Here is a 25,659-nt window from a genome sequence, read left to right on the forward strand (position 1 = left end):
AATTTCGACCAGCTCTTCCGAAGTCAAAAAAGATTAGCGGTCATCAGGTGTTTTCAAATCATATGCTTGATGTCGGCCAATAATGTAGCGGGCCCCCTTATGAAAGTGTCACATTTTACTCCCTGGAAACGTCTTGTTCGTAAAAAAGTGAGGTGGCCAACATGGGACAGTATGATGCCGTGATCATTGGCGGCGGTCTTACCGGTTTAACCGCATCGATTTATTTGGCAAGGGCTGGATTATCCTTAATGATACTGGAAAAAGCAAATCAACTTGGCGGTCGTGCGCTTACCGTCAAAAAAAGCGGTGTAACGCTTAATTTGGGCGTGCACGCGTTATATCGGGACGGGGCAGGGGAGGAGATTTTGCGCGAAATAGGTGTGGAGCTGAAAGGCGCCTACCCGCCCGCCTCGGCGGGAGCTATGTGGAATAACCGGGTTTATACGTTGCCATCAAAACCATTGGAACTAATCACATCCAGGCTGTTTTCATTCTCGGAAAAGATGGAGCTTGCCTGTCTAATGCTCAAGCTGGGCAAGATTGATCCGAAGCAGATCGGGCAGATCAGTTTGAAGGAGTGGGCGGAAAGGGAAATTCGGAATCCGATGCTGAGGCACGTTGTTTATTCAGTGAGCCGGGCAAACTCTTTCGTTCCTCACCCTGAACTTCATCTTGCGGGTCCTGCCGTGCGGCAGCTTCAGCAAACGTTTGGCGGAAAAGCTTTCTATATCGACGGGGGATGGGGAGCGCTAGTCGACGATTTAAGAGAGCGGGCCGTCCGCGCAGGCGTCGCGATTATTCGGCAGAAAAAAGCCGTCGAAGTTGAACATGACGGGACGGTTCGACGTATCCGGTGTACAGACGGCGATACGATCGAAACTTCTCATGTCGTGATCACTGCTGGTCCGAATGAGGCGTACGATTTGGTCAAAAACGCGGACAGCACATCAATTGCCAAATGGAAAGTCGCCGCAAAACCGATCCGCGCTGCGTGTCTCGATCTCGTTTTGCACCGTCTGCCTGATAAAGGTTCCAACTTTATTGCCGGATTTTGGCTGGATCAACCTATCTTCTATAACTTCCCGTCTACTGTTGCGAAGCTTAGCGATGTCGGCTCTGTCGTTATCCACCTGATCAAACATCTTGGAATGAATGAAAGCCAACCTGAAGCGGACCTGTTGCAGTTGGAAAAAGCAATGGATCTCGTTCAACCCGGATGGCGAAAAGAGGAGATAGCCAGGCAGTTTTTGCCGAATTTAACGGTTGCCCATGATTTCAACACGGTAGATAAAAGCGGTGTTTATCACGGTCCGGCGATTCCGGAAATACACGGACTGTATGTGGCAGGAGATTGGACGGGGCATGGAGAACTATTGGCTGATGCGTCGTTTGCCAGTGCCAAACGAGCGGCTCAAGCGATCATTGCCGACAATCGTTCTAGAGGGGGAGAACTGCGCGTTGGAGAGGGGAAAGTTATATAGCGATTTAAAACCATTGCTCTTGTCGTTAGCGTATCATACTCTGGGAAGCATCACAGATGCGGAAGATATTGTCCACGATGTGTTCCTGTCGTGGGAGGAGAAACCGCCGCAGCAAGTACGCAATGTCAAATCCTATTTGTGCAAGTCGATTCATAATCGTTGCATAGATTTCATTCGATCATCGAGCAGAAACCGAGAAGCGTATGTCGGTCCATGGTTGCCGGAGCCTGTTGATACCGGAAAACTTCAGAAGAACGATCCTCTCGCGGAAATGGTATGGAAAGAATCCCTTTCTACTGCAGGGATATTATTGTTGCAGCAACTCTCCGCGACAGAACGGATTGTATTCCTGCTGCATGAAGTGTTTCATTATCGTTTTGATGAAATTGCCGAGATCGTCGACAAAAGCACGGCAAATTGCCGGCAAATTTTTCATCGGGCGAAGAAAGGTATCGGTCAATTGCCTGATCGGAGCCCGGAAGTCATGGAGAGAAAAACTGCATTAGCTGAACGATTTGCCGAGGCGTTGATGACCGGGAATATCGGGCTGCTCATTGAACTTTTAACTTCGGATACCGTACTTTACACGGATGGAGGCGGCAAGGTAAAAGCGGCACTCCGTCCAATAATGGGTTCGGACAGAATTATTCGTTACTTCGTCGGTATTGCGCATGAGATTCCAGCAGAAACTCGATATGAAACTTGCGAAATCAATGGCATGCCGGGAATACGGTTAGTCGTCGGAGAGATGATTTTCGCAGTGATTACGTTTCAATATTTGCAGGATCAGCTAACTAACATTTATACCGTGATGAATCCGGAGAAACTGTCCCATTTTAATCGTATGAAGTAGGGGTACAGCCGACATACGTGTAGATTTCTGCTTTGCCCCTTTTGGGTCAAAGAGCCTCCGTTTCGGAGGCTCGACTTTTATCCATATTAATTATAGCCAGCTGCCTCGTACCACGCAAACCTGGACAGCACTTCAGCAAGCGGTTATGTAAACACTCGAATGTACTTCTTTTTTACGAATTGGTTGCCGCGGCACCCTGTTATAGTCGCTTCATGCCGCATAACCGATCACCTCGGTCCCCCGCCCATTGCCGCCCATCTTTCATAATCATGAACCGCCATCCCAGCATAACTCTTATATCTGGAAAGCTGTTGATGAGCGACTTGCAGCTCTTGCTCCATGAAAGCCGGGCTCTTGGCATAAAACGAAGTGCGGTCGCTTTCTGTATTTTTAGCGGTTTCCACGGCAACGATCAATTGCTTTTTAAGCGTGGATGCTTCTCGCAGCATCGCATAGGCATTTTCAACGATCCCGTTCTTCCCTAATGCGTGGTTGCGATAATCCATGATTACCAGGCAGTCGAACTTCTCCAGCAACCATGCGCTAATGCTGTATTCGGTACCGGGTACCTTAACCTTACTCAGCCAATAAGGGACATCCAACGTGACCTTCAAGCCACTTCCTTTGGTTTCTTTTTCAATAAATCTCAAATTATGTATCCAATTGTCAAGAATCATCTTATTTTTTGTTTTCCATTCAGCTAAAAGATAAGGTTCAATATCAAAATGCAGGCCATCAAAGCGTTCATTGAGTCCAACGGACGCATTGTATTGCAGGGTCCATGCAATAAATTTATCAATTTGCTCCTGGTTCGTCTTAAAGGCCCATTCGGGACGGCCAGCCAGAGCCTCGACGCTGATTTGTTTTTGTTTGGCGCTGCGAATAAAATCTTTATACACCTTCGGCGCAATATCCCTATTAATCTGCAGGTATATAGCCGTCACATTATGATCGCTTGCAAAGCTTAAAATTTTATCCTGCTCCTTTTCGATGATGCGGCCATCCCAAATCCACGTTCCTTTGGGAATTTTCGCTGAAGTTGTCACGACGGCCACACCGCGTTTCGCATCCCACTTCACTTGAGCTCCAAAGACCTCGCTGATAAATCGAAGCGGAATCATCGTACGGTTATTTTTGATCACCGCCGGCGTATCGAAAGTTACCGCCTTGCCATTCACTTGCGCATGGTTTTGACCTAGCGTTAAGATGACCGTTTTATCTTTAAACGAAAAAGTTATCTGGTTTAATTTTCGATTCCATTTTACCTTTGCACCCAGTTTTTCGGATACGAATCTTGCCGGTACCAGTATACGGTTGGATTTGCGATCGGCATATGGAGGTTCATCCGGGAAAACCACATTCTGCCCATCCACGACGACTTGGACCTCAGAAGCAGCAAGAATAGCGGCGGGTACGAAGCTAGCTGCGCTTAGGGCGATAATCAAAATACAGAATAGCCATTTGTTCATAACCTACCACCTCAGAGTGAAGTAAAAAGCCACCGTCATTGGCGGTCCCGATTTCTCCGTCAATTCAGGTGGCTGATGACAAACTAATTTCTTAGATTTTTCCAGTATTCATAAGAGTGAACGGCAACTCCATTATACGAAGGGTAGGCCGACATTAGCTTGGGTAATTTATTTAACTCCTGCTCCATATAGGCCTTTCCTTCTTCGTAGAAGGTGACGAAGTCCCCTTCGTTGCTCTTTTTTGTTTCCACGCCAATCAACACCTTTTTGCCTAATGCGTCCGCTGCGGTCATGACCGGAGGAACAAGGGTTGAGATACTATTCGATCCATCGGCATGATCCCGGTATGCCATGACAGTTACGCTGTCGTGCTTGGAGATGAGCCATTTGCTGATCGAAGTGTTCGAATCGTTAGGGACAGGCGTCTTGTCCAGCCAGAAAGGAATATCGCAAGTCACTTGAAGCGATGAGTTGCGCTTGATGTAGTCAACATAAGCCGTTACATTTCCCATCCACTGTTTGATCACGTCCTCCTGCTGATCGCTCTTCCACGCATCAAGGGTATACGGCTCGATATCGAGATGAATGCCGCTAATGGTTTCCGCATTCGTGACAGTCTGGTTATACTTGATCACCCAATCTGCCAACTCGATAATCTGACTCCTGTTTTCCGTTAAACCCCAGCTTGCTTTTCCGCCTAAAGCTTCAATTTCGATTCCTGCAGCACGCGCCCTTTTAATGAACGGCTGATAATAAGAGGCTTTCTTGGTTGGATCGATCTTGAGGTACAGCAGGTTCACGCCATGTTCCTTGGCAAACGATAAGATTTGATCAGGCTCGGTGACAATCAAGGAGGATTGCCAAAGCCATGTCCCTCTTCGCGGATCATCCTGGGAAGAGAATCCAGTCATAATAGCGGATAGAAACATGAGCATACAAACTGCCGAAAGATGTAAAAGCTTCATATTGTTGTTCTCCTCCAATCGGCCTTCCAGTATTCACCTCATCTTATCGCGCCCCTTCGTTCATTTCAATAGTTCGATTAAACCAGATTGAAAACCAATTCTTCCTTAATGACATCGGCAATAAGATCTACAAAGCAGGCAAGCACTTGTTCATCCGGGCCCTCTGCCATGACGCGCACAATCGGCTCCGTCCCTGAAGGGCGAACCAGCACCCTTCCGCTCCCACCCATCTTTTTCTCTACGGACTTGATGACTGCTTCGATTATTTCATTCCCTGCCAGCTTCGACTTGTCCTCTACTGGCACATTCACCAGAAGCTGCGGGTACTTGGTCATGCATTGGGCAAGCCCGCTTAGCGACTCGGATTCGGACTTCATCACATCCATCAGCTGGATCGCGCACAGCATGCCGTCTCCGGTCGTATTATAGTCCAGCATCACGATATGACCGGACTGTTCCCCGCCCAGGTTATATCCGCCTTGGACCATTTCTTCCAATACATAGCGATCTCCAACTTTAGTTTGTTTGGCCTCCACTCCGTTTTTCTCCAGCGCCTTATAGAAGCCCAGGTTGCTCATCACCGTAGAGACAACCGTATTGTGATTCAACCGCTGATTCTTCTTCATGAATTCGGCCAAGATAAAGAGAATGTGATCCCCATCAACGATCGTTCCCTGCTCATCGACGGCAATGAGCCGATCCGCATCCCCGTCAAAGGTAAGGCCCAAATGCGCCCGATGCTCCAATACAGCCCGTTGAACCGCTTCAGGGTGCGTAGAGCCGCAGTCCTTGTTAATATTCAACCCGTCCGGCTGATGGGCCAGTACAATCGTGTCGGCACCCAAATCGCGGAAAAGCTGGGGGGCAAGCATCGAAACCGCCCCGTTGGCACAATCCACGACCACTTTGAGCCCTTCGAACCGGTTGTTAACCGTGGTCTTTAAATAAGAAATATAGGCTTGTCCGCCTTCGGGATCATCCTGTACCCTGCCCACATCGCCGCCAATCGGGCGAGGAATCTGATCTTCATCCGTATCAAGGAGCGCTTCAATCTCCGCTTCCATTTCATCCGACAGCTTAAATCCGTCGCCTCCAAAAAATTTAATCCCGTTATCCTCCACAGGGTTATGCGAAGCGGAAATCATCACCCCTGCATCCGCTCCTCTTGCTTTCGTCAAATACGCCACGCCTGGCGTAGAGATGATGCCTACACGTATAACATCTGCACCGATCGATAATAAGCCTGCAACAAGAGCCGCTTCCAGCATTTCTCCTGAAATGCGGGTATCCCGTCCGATTACAATTTTAGGGCGCTTCCCTTGCTTATTCCGAGTTAGTACATATCCGCCTGACCGGCCTAAGCGAAATACCAATTCAGGACTTAACTCCCTGTTTGCTACACCTCGTACCCCATCTGTCCCAAAATATTTCCCCATCCGAATCGTCCCTTCCTTTCATAATTCCCTTACGATTCCGAGGCTTCTTTCCAGCTTTTGTAGTCATGGATGGAAAAGCCTTGATATCCGCTATACCACCGCATGACAAAATGGCTGAGCTGCATTTGCCGATTCAAGCTGGAAATGCCCTTTCCATAAAAAGTGGTATGCTCCCCTTCATCTGTAGGGGCCGTTTCCAGACCTATAATAACAGGCTTCCCTGCTCGAGTTCCTTCTTTAATCATCGGCAGCGCATTGGCAATAATGCCGTTCTCTCCGACGGCAAAATTCCGGTAATTCATGAGCACAACGCGGTCGAGCTGCTCGATCATCCAAGCACCCACGCTCCCGTAATCGCGGGCAGGAATCTTATGAATCCAGAAAGGAAGATCGGCCGATACCCGCAAGGATACGTCCTGCTTCACCTTTTGGACCAAAAACTCCATATTCCCCATCCATTGGCGCACGATATCGTCACGATCCTGTTCCCATTCCTTCAGCAGATAAGGTTCAATGTCCACGTGGACGCCGTCAAAGGCGGCTCGTTCAACCGCAGCACGCTGATAATCCTCAATCCATCCGATAAAAGACTCGATTTCCTGTTGATAATCAGTTAATCCCCAAGCCGGATCTCCTCCGAGCGCCTCGACTTCAATCCCTAATCCATGTGCTTCCTCGACGAAGGCCCGATACGGTTCAAAGTCTTTTTCGCGGTCGATGTGCAGGAAGATTACGTTCACTCCTTGCTCTTCAGCAAAAGCGAGCATTTTGCTTTTGTCTTCCATCAAAGTCGTTGTATCCCATACCCAGGTTGCTTTAACAGGCGGTTTTTCGGATCCCCATTTCACCATAAGAACCGTTGCGATCACCATGCAGCATAGCAAGGTGATCATGATGATTTTAACAAATGTCTGCTTTCTTGGAGGTACGAGCTTAAGCACCAACAAGAACTTTCGCGTCTCTTTGATTGATTCCGGTTCCCAGCTTGTGAATGTTATCCGACTTGATATCTGCAAAAGCATTGCGCGTATCAATGATCGGAACGCCCATCTCGGCTAACTCATGATAGCTGAAGCTGCGGTGATTGGTGATCAACACCATGCAATCGTATTGGGAAAATGCATCCGGATCGTATTTGACCGTATGCACGGTATGGCCATGCTCGTCTTTGAACGAAGTCGCATACGGATCGTAATATTCGACTTTCGCTCCGCTTTTTTTGAACAATTCATAGACTTCCAAGCCGGGAGATTCACGCAGATCGTCGATATCCGGTTTATAGGACATGCCTAATATCAATACTTTCGAGTTGCGGATGGATTTCGCATATTCATTTAAGACTTGAGCCGTTTTGTTCAACACATATTCCGGCATATTATCGTTAATGGATTGGGCCAAATCGATAAACTTGCTATAGAAACGGAATTCTTTTGCTTTCCAGGACAAATACATCGGATCCAGCGGAATGCAGTGACCGCCGATTCCCGGCCCCGGATAAAAGGACATGAATCCGAACGGTTTCGTAGAAGCAGCCCGAATGACTTCCCACACGTCAATTGCCATTCGATCGCACATCATGGCCAATTCGTTGACGAACGCGATATTGACACTGCGGAACGTATTTTCAAGCAGCTTGGACATCTCCGCTACTTTAGGAGAAGAGACCGGAACGACGGTTTTGACCACATTGGTATAAAGCATTACCCCGAGTTCCTTGCATTTCTCGGTCGTTCCGCCAATAACCTTGGGCGTATTATAAGTATTGTAGTTGGCATTACCCGGGTCCACGCGTTCCGGTGAGAAGCATAAGAAGAAATCCCGGCCTGCCGCCAGTCCCAGAGACTCAAGCTCAAATTCAATTAATTCTTCCGTCGTTCCAGGATATGTCGTGCTTTCAAGGACGATCAAGGTTCCTTTTTTGATATATTTCTTGATCTCATTCACAACGCTCACGATAAAGGAAGTGTCTGGATCTTGGTTTTCGCTGAGTGGAGTCGGTACGCAAATGCTGATCGTATCCAATTCCCGAATGGTTTCGTACTCAGTTGTTGGCACAAATTTCCCGCTGCCCACAGCATCGGCCACCACTGAGCTTGGCACATCTTGAATATAGGATTTTCCATCGAGAAGGGACTCTACTTTACGGTTATCCAAATCGATACCATATACGGTAAAACCGCCTTTTACCATTTCCATCGCTAACGGCAATCCTACATACCCCAGACCAACGACGCCTACCTTCGCCGTTTTATTCTGCAGATTTTCTTTTAAAATGTTGTAGTTCATGTAGTATCCGCTCCTCGAATTCAAAATTTAATTACTTTTTTGAGGTTGTTTAAAAAGTCGTCTTTTGTTAACTCTCACTTCTTGTCAGTCTCTTAATTTTCCATTCCAATTCAGCGATCGAAAGCGGCTTGGTTACGTAGTCGGCAGCCCCTGACTCATAAGCGCGACTCATGTTTCCTGTGAGCTGCTTGTCCGTCAAAACGATCACCTTGCCTTCATTCGCATCATTGTCTTGAATCTTGCGGATGAGTTGGTAACCATCGATGATAGGCAAATTCAATTCGGTTATGACGAGATCCGGCATTTCTCGAACGAATACATTGTAAGCTTCTTGTCCGTCCTTGGCCTCATATACGCGATACCCCTTTAACTCCAACCGGATCTTGATGAATTCGCGAACGATATCGTCGGTATCGGCAATAAGAACGGACGTCGCAGCATTGGCCGCCGAAAAAAAGTGAATGTCTCCTTCCTTCCCTTTGCTCAGGATCGACAGTTGAATGAATTTCTCGATCGTAGACTCGGTCGGGCTGCCGCTCTCCGGAAAGCTGGCTACAATCAATTGCCCTTGCAGCAGATGCTGATTTTGGAGAAAATCTTTGAAGACCAAAGACGCATAATGGGTACTGCCCAAGGTCCCACCGTCCAAAACAGTACATAAAACCTGATTCGGATCGTCATAGAAAAATTGGACCGATAGATCGTTTTTGCTCATAAGTAATTTCGCCTGCTCAAGCATTTTTTGATTCACATTCGCGCAAGGAGCCAAAATGACTCCGCACGAAGTGCTCTTCTTGGTCGCCAAATGAATGAATTGCAAGAGCTGCAGCGTGATTTCTTGAATGCTGTTGCGAATCACAACGGCCATATTCTCCACTCCTCTTATCTATTTACTTGATCTTATTTATTGAAATTGGTTCTAACCATCGTTCCCCACGTATTATTGTTGCGGAAGAAGTCGATGTGTCCCAAGAATCTCCACAGAACGCCAACTTGACGATAACCGAGAAACATGAGGAAAGAGTAGAGTATCATTTTATGAAGATCACTCAGCTTAGGATAACGGCTAAAAGCTTTTTCCTCGATAAACAAAGCACCTAGGCTAAGAATGAAACAAGAGAAAAAGTTCACCAGCATAAAGACAACGACTGTTTTCCAATCCGCCATATTGAGCAGCCAATAACCGAGCATGGCGATTAAACCGCTCAATCGGAAGTAAGGATTTAACGTTTCAAATATGACGTTATAAGGAAGCGTTAAAAGCCCGAACACTTTGTAACGGGGGCGGAAGATCATATGGATGCCTTCTTCGATCATGTTTTTCAAGTTCCCCCGGCCCCAACGCATCCGCTGGCTGCTTAAAATCCGGTACGTATCCGGCGCCTGCGTCCAACAAACGGCATCCGGGCAAAAAGCGACTTTATAAGGTATTTTGTTCTCCAGGCAATAACGATGCAGCTTGATGACGATATTCATGTCTTCCCCAGGGTATCCGCCACGGTAACCGCCTACGGCAATTACTTTATCCTTTTGAAAAACGCCGAAGGCGCCGGATACAATGATCAATCCGTTAATGGCGCTCCAGCCGATCCGGCCCCCTAAGAAAGCTTTGATATACTCTACGTTCTGGAGAGCAGGCCACAATTTTTTGGGGAATTTGATGTTTTTGACCATCCCGTCTTCTACCGTACAGCTGTTAACGATTCGCACATTTCCGCCGACCGCCACAGTATCTTCGGGGTTTTCCATATACACTCTGGCGATTCTTGTCAGAGCATCCTTTTCCAAAAGTGAATCCGCATCAATCGTAGAAATCAAAGCATAGTGAGAAAGGTTAATCCCTGCATTCAATGAGTCCGCTTTGCCGCCATTTTCTTTATCGATGAAATACAAGTTCGGATATTCAGGATTGTGATAATATCCCCTTACCCTTTCGGTGTTAATATGTTTGGCCACAAAAGGCTTGATTTCTTCTAGTTGAAACTCTTCGATCATAATTTTGACTGTATTGTCTTTGGAGCCGTCATTCACGACGATGACCTCATATTCCGGATAATTCAAGGCCAACAAATTTCGCACATTGTCTTTAATCGTTAACTCCTCGTTATACGCCGGGACTAATATTGACACTGGCGGTACGTGCTCAGAACCGGATAATTTCTGTACGCGATTATAATTTATCCCCCTTTGAAGAGGGGAAGTATGACGAATCGATAGACCGAAGATCAGGAAATAAATGAACGTAATAATGAGTGCATAATACATGGCAAAGTAGCCGTATCCCAATAAAAACTCGCGCAAGAAGTTCATTGCTTGTTGTAAGTAATAATCCAGCATCCTCATGCTTTGTTTCCTCCTAAACCGATAAGCTACACAACACGATAGATTCGTTTGCTCTTGTCGAGCGTTTTTTCGTAATGGTAGGTTAGCGAATTATATCGTGTTAGTTTGTCAAGGTCATGGAGCTGTATCGAAAGCGATTTGATTTCTTCCTCAATAAGCATTTGGAGGTATTTCCCATGCTCCGACCCTCTTACTTCTGCGGCGGCTCCGCACAATGTGGCTATTCCTTCTTCTCCCAGAAGCAATAACCCTTTCGCACTGGCATCGGATACTCGCTTGCTTTCATCCAATAATGCGTTTCTCATGACATCGATATACGTAACCAGTTTCAGATCGGCGATCGCTTGCACCGCGAGGACTCGCACTTCATCCATCGGATGCTGAAGCAGCTTTTGCACGACGTTTCTAGGTATAAAGTGAACAGATTTCAGATAGATTTCCACGGCTTTATATTGAATCGTTCCGTCCGGGGAATCGATGAGACGATAGACAGCCGATGCCACCGTCGGCTCGGTATAGTCTTTCAATCCGCACAAACCGATTTGTATGAACGCATTGCTTTCCCGTTGAATGAATTCGGCAAACAGCGCCCCATGGTCGATATCCGCTTCTTTAATCATATCTACAAGCAAATCATAAAATCCTTTGTTATGTCTCAGCAGAATCTGCACCATTTCTTTGACATCCTGTTCATCGCGAGCGCATTTCGCAATCGAACGGGCGATGACAAAGAGGGAAGAATTCAGTTTATGCGTCCTAAGAAGCTCGAGCAAAGGCGGAACGGCTTCCTGCACTCTCATGCAGCCTAAGTGATACGCCGCATCGATTTTCACCGAATAAGAGCTTTTTTTCAAACGGTCCAGATGGTATTGTACCAGTCCCAAGCGTTTGCACAGCTCTATACATTTTTCGCGAGGCGTGCCGGTAAAGTTTTCGATCATATCATTCAAGCGTTCTTGCATCACTTCTTGTTCTACTTTGTTCAATGAAAACGGCGGTGCGTGCAGCGGTTCTTTTCCTTCGAGATTGACCAGGACATAGGTAAGATAATCTTTGGCTTTGACCTCAAACCTGCGTTCAATTCTGGTTCTTCTCAACCTTTTGATTTTCATGGCATAAACCACGACGGCGAATACAACATTCAAAATAATGAGAACATACAAAAATTTGAGCGCTACTTCGATGTTGATATACACAAATAAAATCCTTCCTTCATTCATTTTTACTCGGATACCGGCTGCTTCACTTCACGCATCGCTTTTTGCATAATCGAATAACTTTGTTTTGGCCGTTCCACATATTTGACGTCGAGATCTTCCCACCTTTTCCAAGTGTAAAGCGGAAGTTTTGATACCGGATATGGGTTGCTGCCTTCAAGTCCGATGACTTCTTTCGAATCCTTGCGGACGATCCATGGAACAATGCGAACGCCCTCGACTTTCACGGATTCAAATTCTTTCATTCCCGTATCTTTGTAACTAATGGCGCTGAGGGAACTTGGGTCACTGAACCCTAGCAGCATCCACGGAATACGAATTTCCAATACATTACCTTTTGCCTGCCACATCGCCTTTGAATTATAGTTCGAATCTTGCGGATTGCTAGTTCCTCTCAGCAAGTCTCCTACTTCGATATCGCCGAAGGGATGATCGACACGGGAATCCGGATATTCGAGCAAATAATTGACGACCAATTTCCATGGCTTGAAGATTCCGCTATCGTCCTGCAATTCTTTTGGATCATAAGCTAATATGTTCGATAGCTTACCATAGTATCGGGTATGGAAGTCATAATTGGAGGCAATCATCATCTGCCCTTTATCCTTATTTCCCAGTTCAAGTATGGTTTCCAACCCTTCATCCAGCGTCTTTCCTTGAAGCTGCGGTGCATGGCGATTGCCGCCATCCAACGTATCGAAGCCGAAATAGATGAAATTTTTGGAATATTCGAAAGGTTCCGATAACTTTGCCAAGAGATATAGATATCCTTCATCATGCGTGGCCCATATTTCATCAAAGCCTTCGATCTGCATATCAAGCTTAGTCTTATCCCCGTCATCGAGCTTGTCCCAGTCAGAAGCATCCCCGTCAATGTGAATCACATCATCTTTACTTGGATACATGCCGAGTACGCCAAAATGGGATTCGTTCGTGATCGTGTTATACCAATAAGCCCGCCGGTCAGGAATGTCGTAGTGCATCGTGTTCCAGGTTTTCTTGAACCACTCGTCCTGCCATGTAAACAAGATCGCGCCGGAGTATCCCTCCTGGTGGATTTGCCGGAACATATCCGCATCCATTTCCCCTTGTGTCTTGTCGTCGTGCCCTCCCTGATTGCGCCCCAGCATGCCTGTATGGGCAATGCCTTGTGAGGCAGGAACGCCAAACTCGGTAATCATAACCGGCATATTGTTATGGTATTTCTTCAGCTTGTGAAGATAGGTTTTGTAGCTATCCACTTCACCTTTATCGTTTTTCATCGTTTGAAACGATTTATCGAAGGTAAAGAAATCGGGGTAATATGGGTAAACGTGATAGGAGGCAAAATAACCTGCATCCCAATCTACGGCTGCGATATGCGTCGGATCGACACTGACCATATCTTCAGCAACCAGTGGCTCACCTGGATGTTCAAGCGGGTCGGTGGTCACCCAATTCGAGAATGCAATCGGATGCTGCCATCCGTGTTTAGCTTCTGTTCTGGCTGTTATGTCGACCATCTCAGCCAACCATTTTTCAAAGGGATTCGCCCCAGGTTTGCTTTGGAAATGTTCTCCTTTATAATCTGCTGCACCCGGATTGTTCTTATTCGTTTTATTCACCATAACAGGATCCCATTCTGTGCCGACGATCCATCCCATGAGATAGGGCCCTGCATTAAAGACGTAATTACCACTGGCTTTTCCGGAATGCGCCTCGGCTTCAAGGTCGATATTTCCGTACACCGCTTCTACAGCCTCTTGAACCTCTTTTTCAAATTTCTGTTTTACTTTCGGATCAAAGGCGTTTTGACCTGCAATCAATTGTTCTTCCGGACTCCATACCCCTTGAATAAAAAAGAGCGGATTATCCTGATGCTTCGCATTATATCGAACCAAAGATTCGTAAAACTCCGGTTTGAGAATGGTGTACACGCGAATGACGTTGGCACCCATCTCTTGAATCATTTCAAACCATCTCATATAGTCATCTTTCGGAATCTCAAGTTCGCCGGGGAAATGACCGGGAACAGCAGCTCCCATATTGACCCCTTTGGCAAAATAAGGTTTCCATGATTGGTTTTGAAATTGTTCAATATGAGTCCCGTTCGTTTTAAATTTCACCTTAAATCCTTTACCGATTTCGGCGCTTTCTACCTTAGCAACAGGCGGCATCAACCAATAAGCGACTGCTCCGCCCACGATTACAACAACAAGTCCTAATTTGACAAAACCGCTTTTGAATAACTTTTTCATTGCACTCTTCCTCATGTCTGTAATCTAATTGTAAGTCTAGCAATGATATATACCATTCGAAATGAAGATTTATTTCAGGGGGTCAACCGAATCGTCGTCGGCCCACAAATTTTTCCAAGAAGGAGCGCACTACGGGGAAGAATGAAAAGAAAAACATTATCCAGCCGCATGCTGCGCTGCCAATAATGTAGCATACTGCGACAAGCCCATTCAACTAAACCCAACCCTTACCGACATTAATAATTTTTTAGAACTTTAATAATTATCATTTGCGCGACTATCTTATGCAGCCTCAATCTCTTACTAGTGCTGCCCCGGAAACCGGTTAGTTTTTCCTTAAAATATCCGTCATTTTTGCAACTTAGTGACAATGAGAAAAACGCCCGCGGATCGTGGTCTGGATGCCCGGCTAACGAACCTGAGACACGCTATTGGCCGAAAAATCGGCTTGCTCCGCGTGTAACGAACCTGAGACACGCTATTGATGGAAAAGAGGCGGGGAAGCCGCCGATTTTCGGTGAATAACGATCGGTAGATTCGTTACAGCCCACAATGTCCCATTTTGAGCCGAATAAGGCTTGTCAGGTTCGTTAGTGGCCCTTCAAATCTTATAAGATTGATGATGCTGCGCAGCTGCCTTTCGCATCCGACTCTCGTGAAGTATGAAAAAATGAAAAGGCACTTCCACCCCCTTACTGCAGGTGCGAAGCGCCGCTTATTTGTTGGAGTATGTGGCTGCCAACATCGGATTTACCCTGAATGATGTTAAGCTAAAAGAACAATTCAATTTCGGCCGAACCAGTAAAACCTTCGATTTGAACAGCTTCTTCTTCTCTGACATAGCTGCCGCCAGATAAGGATTTGGGATGCATGCCTTGCGGATGCGGAAGACGAATCCATACCGTATGCGGTCTGCGGTTTGTGCTGCATACAACCTTAGCCTTGATCACCCCTTTCTCTAATAAAGATTCCACCTGCAACGTAATCGGACCGAAGTAGGATGCCGCTTCCTGCAGTTCGATCGTTTTGCCGTCCTCAAGCCACGCTCTTGGAATGCCCGGCAGCAGCTTAAGCCGGTTGCCTTCTTCCATGTAGAGCATCCAGCGCGTCTGCATTAAGAACCAACCTTCTTCGTGCGTTTTATGAGGACTGGCGTGCCAGAAGTGCTCCCAGAACGAGTAAGTTTCGCGATCCGCAAGTCCAGAAAATCCGTTATAGTAGGCTTTCAGGAATGGTTTGACTTCACCGCGCTTCAGATGGACCCATGGATGAATGCTGTAATATGGTTGGCTGAACGCGACGTTACGGGAACACATCAGCTCGCCGTGAAAAGATAGCATAAATTCCGTTTCAATCTCGTCTGCCGCAATTACTTCTTGAAACACAAGGTAAAGCGGTCCAAGGAGCGAGTCGCGGGCAACAGCCGAACCGTGGGTCAGCCACTTGCCGCCCTCGGCATACAGCGATACCGGACCGCGATACTCCACCCATGGCGGCGCAGTGGGTACCCAACTGCCGTCGCCGAGAGGCACAACAGGTGAACGGGCGATTGAACCGTGAAACTCAGTTCGGATATTTCCCTTGAGTTCTTCGGCTTGTGATCGAATATTAGCAGACAGCGCCGGATCAGAATCAGCCAGAATCTCCGCTAACCTGCTTAATCCAATATAGGCGTAACCGTTCAGCATAAACGAGTGGAACGGATCTTCCGGATCGGCGGTTTTTCCTTCGAGCATGCCGTAACCTTTGCCTCTAAGCTCCTCCCGGAGATTTCTGCCGATCCAAGAAGCAATGTATTCGTACGCTTTGACAAGGCGAGGCTTGATTTGCGCGATCCATGCTTCATCCTTGGTGTATCGGTAATGCTCTCCGATGCACCAAAGAGCTGCACCCGTCTCGAGCATGTAACCGCCGAAATTTTGTATAAACCCATTCTCATGCTGCTTATCGAGAAAAAACATCAAAGATCTTCTCGCCACGTCGTTCCAACCGACAGAATCCATAAACTGAATGATGGGAGAGCTTTCGGATCCGATAGCTGTATAAGCGCCGATTGTCGGAACAATCGTTCCTTCTGGCTCCAGCCCGTAAGCGACTATATCCAGATGAAGCAGCCCCGCTCTCACCATCTCGTCCAGTCGCTTTTCCGGCAACCGGAAGCGGGAAGCGTTATCGAGCTTGCGATTCCAGAAAGCCCGGCATTCCTCCAGCCTCTTTTCGAAGCTTTGCTCCAACAGACGTTCCGCCCGATCGCGACTAATGGGGCGATGCGGCAGGAAAAACTCGAACACGGCTGACTCGCCCGGATGAATCAATATCGCGGATTCCTCTTGTGACAAAGGTTTGCCATTCATCTTGGATACGCTGCAGACACGGTCCTCGGAAAATGCGACAAACCCAGTACTGCCGTCAAAAGCATAATGGTTGTCGTTATTCAAGACAAAAGCGTTCGGCACAATATTTTTGAACCAGGCATAACGCGGCACGCTCCCCATGTTAACGGCTTCAGCCCGGAAATAAAGCACCGTCTCCTCTTCCCAGTTCATCTCTTGCGGCAGCAGTGCGTCACGCTCTTTCGTCTGTTCCGGCGTCAGCATATGTCCGAAGCCGTATCCGTCCGCAACCAAATAATGCGTTCCCCGAAGCGTGTGCTCATTCAATTCGCTGCGCTCATAGGACACGAATGAAGTGGTGTGGTACGTAATATCATCGTCGGTCAACGCGGCATGTAAAATTGGCAGAACCCCTTGTTCCAATCTTCGTTCAATCTGTTCGGTGCAGCCGATACCGCGCCCGAGGAGGAAGCGGTATTTAACAGGCTCGTCCTTGTTCTCGGGCAGCGGTGTTTCAGAACCGTGGAACCTTGGCTGAACCCAGTCCCAGTACAGCTCTTCCCCGCCGACTCCGCGAAATCCGACACCAAAAATCCGCATATCGCGCGACAGACCAAGCCAGGTTTGGCCGGGTAATTCCCTCGTATGTGCTGCGGCCTGTTCGTAACTTTCTTCAGGCTCCGAGTTTATTCGCTGATATTGGCTCTGCAAACCGCGGCTGCGGACCTCTTTTTCGATTTCCTCATAACTTCGTCCGTCTTCGGCTGGAACAGCGGCTGCGCCGTATGCGGGAATATAGATCGGATATTGAGTGTTCACATCCCGAAGAAAAAAGCTGAAGGCATGCATATCTGTGCGTACCGTAACGACGACAGGAAGGTGGCCGTAACCTTCTTGGGACTCGATCTCAAGCTCCAGCCTTCCCATACCGTTCTGGTTCCCCTCCGTTATCCGAAATTCGCCCGAAGAGAAACTCCCGGTTCCCTCAGTCACCAGGCCTTGCAAAACTGTCCCATTTACCGCTTCGACGAATACCTGGCAGGGTAACCGCTTCCATAACAAAGCAACGTTTGTTTTCATGATCTTCTCAACCTCTTTTCTGTTGATTTTTGGTCAACCACTCTTAGCCAGACTTTGGGCCACCCTTTCGACCCCGATCCCCTCATTCGACCCGATACCGGTTCAACACGTTTTCGTCGATTTCAATGCCAAGTCCCGGCCGATCGACGGGAACCGTCACGTATCCGTCCTTGAATTCCACCTCGCGGCTAACCAAGTCCCGCGCCAAAGGTGATTCCGACATCGTGTATTCGATCATGAAGCCGTTGGGGATCGCGGCCGCGAAGTGCGTGCTTGCTGCAACCAGAATTCCCGTCTTGAAGGCATGCGGAACGACTTTCTTATGACGGTCGTAGGCCAGATAAGCGATTCTCTTTCCCTCGGTCAATCCGCCCACGCGGGCCAGATCAGGCTGAATGATGTCCAGATGTCCTTCGTCGAGCAGCCGTTGGAACGCCATCCTGCCGCTTTCCTGCTCGCCGCCTGCGATGGAGATTCTCGCCCGGTCCGCGAGCTCGCGATATCCGTCGATATCGTTGGAATTCACCGGCTCTTCCAGCCAGTACACGCCGTATTTCTCGTAGATGTCGGCCATGCGTAACGCGCCTTTCAGATCCCAAGCGAGTCCCGCATCGATCATGACGTCGATCTCGTCGCCGACAGCTTCGCGAATCGCCTTGATTTGGGCCTCGTCGAACTTAGGATCGCGGCCGATCGGCCCCCATCCGAACTTCATCGCTTTATAGCCCTGCTTCGCGTATAGCTCCGCCATTCGGGCCGCTTCTTCGATCGTCTCCGGCATGAGCGCGCTCGCGTAGGCTTTCAGCTTGCGGTTGAAAATACCGCCCATCATCTCGCAGACGGGACGGTTCATGGCCTTGCCGAAAATATCCCACAGCGCTATGTCTACGCCACTGATCGCGTGCAACGCCGGACCCGTTCGGCCGAAATAGATCGTCCCCCGATACATCTTATCCCACAACCGTTCGATCTCGATCGGGTTTTCCTCGATCAGCAGGCTCCGGAGACCGGTCGCGATCGAGTGCGAGGCGCGGGCGTCCACGACGGCTTTGGCGACTAGCGGGGAGGAATCGACCTCGCCTAAGCCAACGATGCCTTCATCGGTATGAATGCGGATAACGAGCGTATCTTGTGTCCCGTCGCATTGCTTGGCGTCCAGATCGGGCAGTCTTAAATGTATCGCTTCCACTTCAGTAATTTTCATGATTCCCTCTCCGTTTCGGTTCATACTTGTAATATTGCGAGTAAATCTGCCATTCTCCTTGATTCGACATCTTGCCGCCTCCTTAAAACGTAACCGACAAACCACCGTCGACCGGGATAGTGACTCCCTGCACGTATGAGGCTGCCTCGGAAACCAGGAAAGCGATTACAGAAGCGACCTCGTCTACCTGTCCGGCCCTTGCCTGCGGGATTTTCCTCATCCCTACGTAATAGTCCTTGAACCACTCCGTTTCGAGCTCGTTCACGCCGCCGACTACAGACAAGCCCGTGTCGATGAAACCGGGAGCGACTCCGTTCACGCGAATGCCATGCGGAGCCAGCTCTAAAGCCGTGCATCGGGTCAATTGATCGAGTGCTCCCTTGGCTGCATTGTAATGGCTCGATCGGTTCAAGGCGCGATAACCGTTGATCGAGGAGACATTCACGACCGCCCCGCGAATGCCTCGGTCGATCATGGCTTGGGCGGCATATTTGGATCCCCAGTAGGAGCCGTTAATAATCGTGTCGAATACCGCGCGCCACCGGTCCGTCGTTTCGCTCAGAAAATCGCTCTCGTAAAACATCGCCGCGTTGTTGACCAGGACGTCTACCCGGCCGGTATGTTCGACAGCGGCTTCAATCATGCGTTTAACGTCCTCTTCGTTGGAGACGTCGGTTCTAACGAATAGCGGATGGCCGCCGATCTCCCGCAGTTCGTTCAAGGCTTGCTCCCCGTTGAAGACGTTGCGCCCAGCGATCAGCACGTTCGCTCCTTCGGCTGCGAACAGCTTGGCGGTCGCGAGGCCGATTCCTGTCGCTCCTCCCGTGATGACGACCGTCCGGTTATTGAATCGCTTCATTTTCATTCGCTCCTATTCGGATAGAATCAGGGAAGCAAAGTCCCGGTAATATTGCGCGGATAAGCCTTGGCCCGGATGAAGCCCTCCGCATAGCGCACCCCGCTTTGGATGCCGCGGAAACGGGATGTCACTTCGATCATCTCCATCGCGTTGGAGCCGTATTGCTCCTGCAGCCAGTCCCCGACTTGGCTGACATGCTCGGCCAGCATTTTTTTCTTCGTCTCGAACGTATCCGTAATATCCACGTATTCCTCCGGCTGAAACCCCAGACCCGCGACGCTGTCCATAAAATAGACGATCGGAATCTTGTCGAGCTTAGGACTGGCCGTTACGATATTGGGCACGGTGGTCATGATGGCCACGTCGTTGGTGATCCGGCCGGTGATCGTATGATCGGGATTGTAGAGATCGTCCGGCCAGTGTGTAATGACCACCTCAGCCTGGCTGACACGCATAGCTTCGATGAAAGCGAGCCTCGTCCCTTCCGTGTCGAACAGAAACTCGTCCGGATAGCCCATCCAGATCAAATCCGCTCCGATAAGCTTCGCGGCGGCAAGCGCCTCTTGGCGGCGGACTTCCGCGATTTCCGCTTTCGGCAACGTCGGCGAACCGACTTCTCCGTTCGTCGCGATGGCGATCGTCACGCGGTCTCCCCGAGCGGCGTATTTCGCCAGCGTTCCTCCAGCCCAAATTTCGGCATCGTCCGGATGTGCGCATATTGCCAGAACGTTCATGATGTTTCTTGCCTCCTCTTTTTTCCAATCCCATTTGAACCCATCATACATTCGATATTGAAAATTGTCAACAATCGATCTTTAAGAATCGTTTGTTGATTAACATGTCGAGTTGCACTATAATGACGATAAAACCATTAAGCTTCGAATGGACGGCAACGCCATCGAAAAAGGAGATCTCGCGATGGAGACCTTTCAATTCAAGAGTCAAGAAAACCTTTCCCTGCGCCAGCGGGTGATGAACGATATTCGGAACGCGATTATCAAGGGACATTTAAAACCGGGGGACAAACTGAAGGAACTGGACATTTCCAAGCAAATGTCGGTCAGCAGAGGACCTATACGCGAAGCATTGCGGGATTTGGAGGCGCTGGGACTCGTCGTCAGTTCTCCCTACCGGGAAACGACCGTCGCGGACGTTCGCAAGGAGGAAGTGGCCGAGCTGCTGATTCCGATCCGGTTGAAACTGGAGCTGTTCGCCTTGCGGCATAGCTTAGCCAAACGTGATGAATCATTCTATGACAAGCTGGAACAAATCGTGGCCAGGATGAGGGAGTTCGCGGATGGAGGGGATTTGTCCGCGTTGGTCGAGGAAGACATCCAGTTTCACGAGCAAGTGCTTTCCCTGGATGACTCCTCCTATACGCTTCAAATCTGGTCGGGCATCGTGAACCGTTTGCGTCTGCATTTTATCAAGAATACGAGCCGGTTCGACGATCTTGGGAAAGTCGCCGACGATCACGCCGCTTTGTTGTCCGCGCTACGCGGCGGAAAAGAAGAGGAGATCGAGATGCTATGGACGCAGCATATCCAAGACAAAGATTGCCTGCTCTGCTTCATGGACGAAGCGGAGAGAAAGGAAGACTAAGATGAAGGCGTCCCTGTTGGACCAACTTCCCTCGTCCGGCCATTCTCACGAGCTCCTCGCTAACGGCCGGGGCGGGGGCCTGCTGATTCGGGAGCAAGGCGCGCGGGCGCTGGCGTTATGGGCGTCCGATGAAGACGACTCCGCCTTCTGGTACGCCGGCAGCGTCCCTCAGCCGGACAATCCTTGGAACACGGGAGGCGATCGGACGTGGATTAGCCCGGAAGAGGCGTTTTTCGCGAACGATTCTGGCGAATACGAGGTTCCTTCGCAGCTCGATCCGGGCGATTGGAAGCTTTCTCGGCCTTCCCCTTCCCGCGTCGTCGCGAATATGGCCTGCCAGCTGATTCACCATCCGTCCCGCCGGCCGATCGATCTGGAGCTGGAGAAACGGTTCGAGCTCGCGCCGAATCCTTACGCCATGAATTCCTCTTCGGCCAATCCGGGAAACCCGGCCGTTTTCTATATCGGATACGAAGTTCATACGCGCCTGAAGCTGACTCCTGGCGATTCGAGTCCCGATCCTGCCGAAGTGTCCGCCTCCCTTGCCGGATACTGCAATCTTTGGAGCATCATGCAAGTGCCGCCCGGGGGAAAAATTCTCGTCCCGACGTACGGTTCCGTAACTCCCCTGAAGATGTTCGCCTCGACGGAAAGCGTGAAGACGGAGCCTCTGCCGCACGGATTTCGCATTCCGTGCGAAGGCTCCTATAGTTTCAAACTTTCGGTCGACGCCCTCTCATCCACGGGCAGATTCGGATACGCGCGCCGTCTGGACGATAACAGAAGCAGCCTCGTCATTCGCCAGTTCAGCGTACGCCCCTCCGCCGTCTATCCGGATTATCCTCCGGATAATCCCCGATACCGGGGGTCGTGCATGCAATTCTTTTTCGACGGGGGCAGCTTGGGGAATTTCGCCGAGCTCGAATACCATACACCTGCTCTCGCGCTCGAAGCGCCAGGGCTTTCGGAAGACGTCTCTCAAGTCTACTATTTCGTCGGGCCCGCGCAGGAGGTAGAAAAAATCGCGCAAGATTTACTAGGACTTCGTCCATACTGAATTAGAAACTGTACTCATTTATGCTGCAGCATTCCTGCAATCATGCCTCTGCTCTCTTTAAAAGTTCTATTCTACACTCTTTAATGATTCAATCATATTTATTTTGGTTACTTTTCTTCTAAGAAGTAAGTTAGACAGAATGGTAAGCAAGAATGCAAGAAGAACAGATACCAGCATAATAAAAATGTTTAAATTGTTCGGGATTTGTTGATGGGTGCTGGACAGCGCCTTGACAACAAGTGCATAAAAATAACCGCTGACCGGTAACGCTACAATGACCGCAAATGCGGTTAGGATGATGTTTTCAAAAAAGATAAGTCTGTTTATTTTATTTTTCTGATAGCCTAATACCTTAAGTGTTGCAAGCTCACGGTTTCTTTCATAAATGTTTATGGAAGATATCGTATAGATGGCGCCAAAGGAGAGTATGACGGCACAAATGATAAACATAATAAACATAAAACTGTTTTGCTTCAAAATATATTGCGCTGATTTCTTCAGGTCAGTCTTGTCTGCAATTGTATCTACATGTTGATCCTGTTCAAAGAAGTTACGAACGCTTGTAAGATCTGCAGCGTTACCCGCTTCAACCAAAAGCGAGGCTGGACTGTAGTCGATGCCAAAGCTCTGCAAATAGGCTGGTGTGATATAAAATGACGGGTTCGTATATTGGTTAGATATATTTAGAACCTTCATATCCACAGATTTATTTTTAAGCTCTGGTGTTGTGAACTTTATTTGGATGATATCCCCTTTTGAAATATGATAGTGGTCAGCGTAAGATTCGGGTACCAGCACACCGTTATTTTCCAAAGATATTCTATTGTCATTTTCGTCAAAGAAATGAATGAGGTTGTTTTCTTTTTCAGTCGCAACTAAAGTGGCATTTTCTTTTTCATCCCCTTTTATGAGTTCAACAGGAAAGGTGGATAACAAATAACTATTTTTAATGCCGGTGGGTAATTGCAGCGTATCGGAAGATGCTCCGATTTTATAATCTACTCGTAGATCATAGGTATAAACATCCTCAGTTTGGTTCGCTATTTTTAGCAAAGCCGATTGCGTACTCAAAGCAGTTATCAATAAAACCGTGCTTACAACAACGCCAATGGAGCTCGCTAAAGCTTTTTGTTTATTTAAAAATATATTTCTCAAAATGAGTTTGTAGCTGTAGGAAATGCGATTCCAAATACCCGGAACTCTTTCTATGAGCAGCTTTTTCATCTTCTTTGGCGGTTTAGGACGCATTGCCTGAGCCGCGCGTTCTTTTAATATGGTTCTGCCGCTTAAGTATACGGACAGGAGTCCAAAAGCGCTGGAAAAGATGATGGGCGGTATGATCGAAAACCAAGCAAGTGAAAATGTAATGCCAGGCAGAGAGTAGGACTTTGCACTCGATGCAGTGACTAGCGGAATAAATACAGCAGCGGCAATGGCACAGCCTATGATTGAGCCTGCTATACTTACCAGCACTGGGTATCCCATGTAATGAAGCATAATGTTTCTGTTCTTTACACCCAAAGCCTTCATAATGCCTACTTGAGTTCGCTCAGAATCGATCGTCCTCGACATGGTAAGAAACAGGATGATAGCCGAAATCAAAAAGAGGACTAGAGGTATAACCTTACTCATCATATTATTATTATAAATCGTTTGACTAATTTGCGAATAACCGTAAGACCGTTCTTTACTTACTTGGTCTAAATAAGGAAGTTGTTTGGATTGTTCTTCGATTGATTTGCCTAATTTATCAATATCATATCCTTCTTTAGCATCAATGATAAGTTCATTATAGTGAAAGCTGTCTGAGATCACAGGGATAGCCTCTTCGGCAATATAAGCGACCCCGTAGTTTTTATGGTCTTGAGTGGCGTTCTTTTTTACATATTCAACATTCTCACCCAAGCCGCTAACGGTGAACTTAACATCTCTTCCATTTGTATTTATACTTATTTGATCACCAACCTGATAATGATTTTCGTTGGCATAATGGGAATCTAATAAGATCTCATCCTTTTTTGACGGGATACTGCCCTCAATTATCGTAGGCGTATTGATTTCATTGTTCGCAGGGATCGAATGAATTTTTAATGAAGCTTTATAATCTGCAAAGGATTGCTCCGCATCAAAGGTATAGCGCCCTTCTATTTTGTTGATCCCTTCAATGGCACTTAAACCAGCCACATCATCCTTGGAAATTTGACCGTAAAATACATTTAAGTCGCTTAAATGATGTTCTTTAAAATAAGCCTCCGTATACGCACGATGCTTATTGCTATAGCTATTCAGTCCCGAATAGAAAAAAGCGCCAACTGCGATAATCAAAGCTAAAGCTATAAATTGTATGGGAGATTGTTTAATGTCCCTTAACAACTTCAACAATAATTTCATCATTACCACTCGATCCCTTCGACGCTTTGTTTTTCATCATTAATCGTAACGCTTTCGACCATTCCGCTCTTAACCTTAATAATTTTATCGGCCATAGGAGCGATTGCGGAATTATGGGTGACCAAAACGACGCACTTTCTCGTTTCCCTGTTCAAATCCTGAAGCAGCTTCAAGACGGACTTGCCTGTAACATAATCCAAAGCTCCAGTTGGTTCATCGCACAGCAGCAGCAAAGGATTTTTGGCGACAGCTCTAGCTATTGCCACTCTTTGCTGTTCTCCTCCAGAGAGCTGGGAAGGGAAGTTTTTCAAACGATTCGTTAATCCGACTTTATGTAAAATATCTTCAGCATCCAGATGGTCTTTACATACTTCAGTGGCAAATTCAACATTTTCCAGCGCGTTTAAATTCGGAATCAAGTTATAGAATTGAAATACAAAGCCAACTTTCTCTCCGCGATAGGCGGTTAATTTCTTTTCGCCCAATCTAGTTATTTCTTGATCACCAACCAACACTTGACCTGAGGTAGCTGTATCCATACCGCCAAGTATATTCAAAATCGTACTTTTACCTGCGCCGCTTGCGCCCAAAATAACGACGAATTCTCCCTCTGATATGGAAAAATCAACTCCATCCAGGGCCTTGATTTGCACTTCTCCTATTTTGTATTCTTTCGTTACTTTTCTGAATTCGATTAACTTTTTCACTTATGACATCCCCTTGTATCGTCTATTCTGTGCTACTCTCCATAATATACCAAATGAAAAAGGCTGCATCCTGCAGCCGATGTATTTTGGTATCGGTCTCCAGAAGGAGTTTGCTCTCCTGCCGCAGGCGCTCAAGGCT

Annotated in this window: 19 protein-coding genes; 4 read left to right on the forward strand and 15 right to left on the reverse strand. The window is 47.9% G+C overall.

The annotated features are described in order from the left end of the window. The first annotated feature begins 161 nt into the window (after positions 1-161). Positions 162-1,481, forward strand: coding sequence for a phytoene desaturase family protein (locus ACFQ0N_RS07770; protein WP_379324559.1), 1,320 nt, complete (start codon positions 162-164; stop codon positions 1,479-1,481). Continuing rightward, positions 1,459-2,334: an RNA polymerase sigma-70 factor gene (locus ACFQ0N_RS07775; protein WP_379324561.1), complete on the forward strand. Its 876-nt coding sequence runs from the start codon at positions 1,459-1,461 to the stop codon at positions 2,332-2,334. Before ACFQ0N_RS07770 ends, ACFQ0N_RS07775 begins: the two co-directional genes overlap by 23 nt. A 227-nt stretch (positions 2,335-2,561) precedes the next feature. Here ACFQ0N_RS07775 and ACFQ0N_RS07780 read toward each other — a convergent pair whose 3' ends face one another. From ACFQ0N_RS07780 to ACFQ0N_RS07840, 13 genes are all read right to left on the reverse strand, one after another. Next, positions 2,562-3,803, reverse strand: coding sequence for a copper amine oxidase N-terminal domain-containing protein (locus ACFQ0N_RS07780; RefSeq protein WP_379324563.1), 1,242 nt, complete (start codon positions 3,801-3,803; stop codon positions 2,562-2,564). A gap of 83 nt (positions 3,804-3,886) precedes the next feature. Further along, entirely contained in the window at positions 3,887-4,768 is an 882-nt protein-coding gene (locus ACFQ0N_RS07785; protein WP_379324565.1) for a hypothetical protein, read from the reverse strand. Between the two features lie 77 nt (positions 4,769-4,845). Further along, positions 4,846-6,204: a phosphoglucosamine mutase gene (gene glmM, locus ACFQ0N_RS07790; RefSeq protein WP_379324567.1), complete on the reverse strand. Its 1,359-nt coding sequence runs from the start codon at positions 6,202-6,204 to the stop codon at positions 4,846-4,848. Between the two features lie 29 nt (positions 6,205-6,233). Further along, entirely contained in the window at positions 6,234-7,151 is a 918-nt protein-coding gene (locus tag ACFQ0N_RS07795) for an SGNH/GDSL hydrolase family protein (protein WP_379324569.1), read from the reverse strand. Beyond that, complete coding sequence (locus ACFQ0N_RS07800; protein ID WP_379324572.1) at positions 7,138-8,490, reverse strand: nucleotide sugar dehydrogenase; 1,353 nt, start codon at positions 8,488-8,490, stop codon at positions 7,138-7,140. Before ACFQ0N_RS07800 ends, ACFQ0N_RS07795 begins: the two co-directional genes overlap by 14 nt. 67 nt (positions 8,491-8,557) lie before the next feature. Then, on the reverse strand, positions 8,558-9,358 hold the full coding sequence (locus ACFQ0N_RS07805; RefSeq protein WP_379324574.1) for a response regulator transcription factor: 801 nt from the start codon (positions 9,356-9,358) through the stop codon (positions 8,558-8,560). Positions 9,359-9,390: 32 nt separating this feature from the next. Next, positions 9,391-10,791, reverse strand: coding sequence for a glycosyltransferase family 2 protein (locus ACFQ0N_RS07810; RefSeq protein WP_379325379.1), 1,401 nt, complete (start codon positions 10,789-10,791; stop codon positions 9,391-9,393). Between the two features lie 68 nt (positions 10,792-10,859). After that, positions 10,860-12,029, reverse strand: a complete 1,170-nt coding sequence (locus tag ACFQ0N_RS07815) for a HEAT repeat domain-containing protein (protein ID WP_379324576.1) — start codon at positions 12,027-12,029, stop codon at positions 10,860-10,862. A 26-nt stretch (positions 12,030-12,055) separates the two neighbouring features. Next, positions 12,056-14,287, reverse strand: coding sequence for a hypothetical protein (locus ACFQ0N_RS07820; RefSeq protein ID WP_379324578.1), 2,232 nt, complete (start codon positions 14,285-14,287; stop codon positions 12,056-12,058). A gap of 770 nt (positions 14,288-15,057) precedes the next feature. Continuing rightward, positions 15,058-17,700 carry a glucosidase family protein gene (locus tag ACFQ0N_RS07825; RefSeq protein WP_379324580.1) on the reverse strand — a complete coding sequence of 881 codons (2,643 nt, stop codon included), beginning with the start codon at positions 17,698-17,700 and terminating at the stop codon, positions 15,058-15,060. An 82-nt stretch (positions 17,701-17,782) separates the two neighbouring features. Continuing rightward, positions 17,783-19,009, reverse strand: a complete 1,227-nt coding sequence (locus ACFQ0N_RS07830) for a mandelate racemase/muconate lactonizing enzyme family protein (RefSeq protein WP_379324582.1) — start codon at positions 19,007-19,009, stop codon at positions 17,783-17,785. Next, positions 18,987-19,763: an SDR family NAD(P)-dependent oxidoreductase gene (locus tag ACFQ0N_RS07835; protein ID WP_379324584.1), complete on the reverse strand. Its 777-nt coding sequence runs from the start codon at positions 19,761-19,763 to the stop codon at positions 18,987-18,989. Before ACFQ0N_RS07835 ends, ACFQ0N_RS07830 begins: the two co-directional genes overlap by 23 nt. A gap of 26 nt (positions 19,764-19,789) precedes the next feature. Further along, positions 19,790-20,497 (reverse strand): PIG-L deacetylase family protein, encoded by a 708-nt coding sequence (locus ACFQ0N_RS07840; RefSeq protein ID WP_379324587.1) that lies wholly within the window; start codon positions 20,495-20,497, stop codon positions 19,790-19,792. Positions 20,498-20,681: 184 nt separating this feature from the next. Between ACFQ0N_RS07840 and ACFQ0N_RS07845 the strand changes: the two genes are divergently transcribed. Both ACFQ0N_RS07845 and ACFQ0N_RS07850 read left to right on the forward strand, forming a co-directional pair. Further along, positions 20,682-21,365, forward strand: coding sequence for a GntR family transcriptional regulator (locus ACFQ0N_RS07845; protein WP_379324589.1), 684 nt, complete (start codon positions 20,682-20,684; stop codon positions 21,363-21,365). Between the two features lies 1 nt (position 21,366). Next, positions 21,367-22,422, forward strand: a complete 1,056-nt coding sequence (locus tag ACFQ0N_RS07850) for a DUF6786 family protein (protein ID WP_379324591.1) — start codon at positions 21,367-21,369, stop codon at positions 22,420-22,422. A gap of 66 nt (positions 22,423-22,488) precedes the next feature. Here ACFQ0N_RS07850 and ACFQ0N_RS07855 read toward each other — a convergent pair whose 3' ends face one another. After that, positions 22,489-24,813 (reverse strand): ABC transporter permease, encoded by a 2,325-nt coding sequence (locus ACFQ0N_RS07855; RefSeq protein ID WP_379325381.1) that lies wholly within the window; start codon positions 24,811-24,813, stop codon positions 22,489-22,491. Between the two features lie 2 nt (positions 24,814-24,815). Beyond that, on the reverse strand, positions 24,816-25,520 hold the full coding sequence (locus ACFQ0N_RS07860) for an ABC transporter ATP-binding protein (protein ID WP_379324593.1): 705 nt from the start codon (positions 25,518-25,520) through the stop codon (positions 24,816-24,818). Positions 25,521-25,659 lie beyond the last annotated feature (139 nt).

Origin of the sequence: Paenibacillus sp. GCM10027626, assembly GCF_042676285.1 — a bacterium.
Taxonomy (GTDB): Bacteria; Bacillota; Bacilli; order Paenibacillales; family Paenibacillaceae; genus Paenibacillus_Z.

What these genes read in the sequence shown, in the direction of transcription:
- ACFQ0N_RS07770 (WP_379324559.1), top strand. Translation starts at nt 162, where the DNA reads ATGGGACAGTATGATGCCGTGATCATTGGCGGCGGTCTTACCGGTTTA.
- ACFQ0N_RS07780 (WP_379324563.1), bottom strand. Translation starts at nt 3,803, where the DNA reads ATGAACAAATGGCTATTCTGTATTTTGATTATCGCCCTAAGCGCAGCT.
- ACFQ0N_RS07785 (WP_379324565.1), bottom strand. Translation starts at nt 4,768, where the DNA reads ATGAAGCTTTTACATCTTTCGGCAGTTTGTATGCTCATGTTTCTATCC.
- glmM (WP_379324567.1), bottom strand. Translation starts at nt 6,204, where the DNA reads ATGGGGAAATATTTTGGGACAGATGGGGTACGAGGTGTAGCAAACAGG.
- ACFQ0N_RS07800 (WP_379324572.1), bottom strand. Translation starts at nt 8,490, where the DNA reads ATGAACTACAACATTTTAAAAGAAAATCTGCAGAATAAAACGGCGAAG.
- ACFQ0N_RS07805 (WP_379324574.1), bottom strand. Translation starts at nt 9,358, where the DNA reads ATGGCCGTTGTGATTCGCAACAGCATTCAAGAAATCACGCTGCAGCTC.
- ACFQ0N_RS07820 (WP_379324578.1), bottom strand. Translation starts at nt 14,287, where the DNA reads ATGAAAAAGTTATTCAAAAGCGGTTTTGTCAAATTAGGACTTGTTGTT.
- ACFQ0N_RS07825 (WP_379324580.1), bottom strand. Translation starts at nt 17,700, where the DNA reads ATGAAAACAAACGTTGCTTTGTTATGGAAGCGGTTACCCTGCCAGGTA.
- ACFQ0N_RS07835 (WP_379324584.1), bottom strand. Translation starts at nt 19,763, where the DNA reads ATGAAGCGATTCAATAACCGGACGGTCGTCATCACGGGAGGAGCGACA.
- ACFQ0N_RS07840 (WP_379324587.1), bottom strand. Translation starts at nt 20,497, where the DNA reads ATGAACGTTCTGGCAATATGCGCACATCCGGACGATGCCGAAATTTGG.
- ACFQ0N_RS07845 (WP_379324589.1), top strand. Translation starts at nt 20,682, where the DNA reads ATGGAGACCTTTCAATTCAAGAGTCAAGAAAACCTTTCCCTGCGCCAG.
- ACFQ0N_RS07850 (WP_379324591.1), top strand. Translation starts at nt 21,367, where the DNA reads ATGAAGGCGTCCCTGTTGGACCAACTTCCCTCGTCCGGCCATTCTCAC.
- ACFQ0N_RS07855 (WP_379325381.1), bottom strand. Translation starts at nt 24,813, where the DNA reads ATGAAATTATTGTTGAAGTTGTTAAGGGACATTAAACAATCTCCCATA.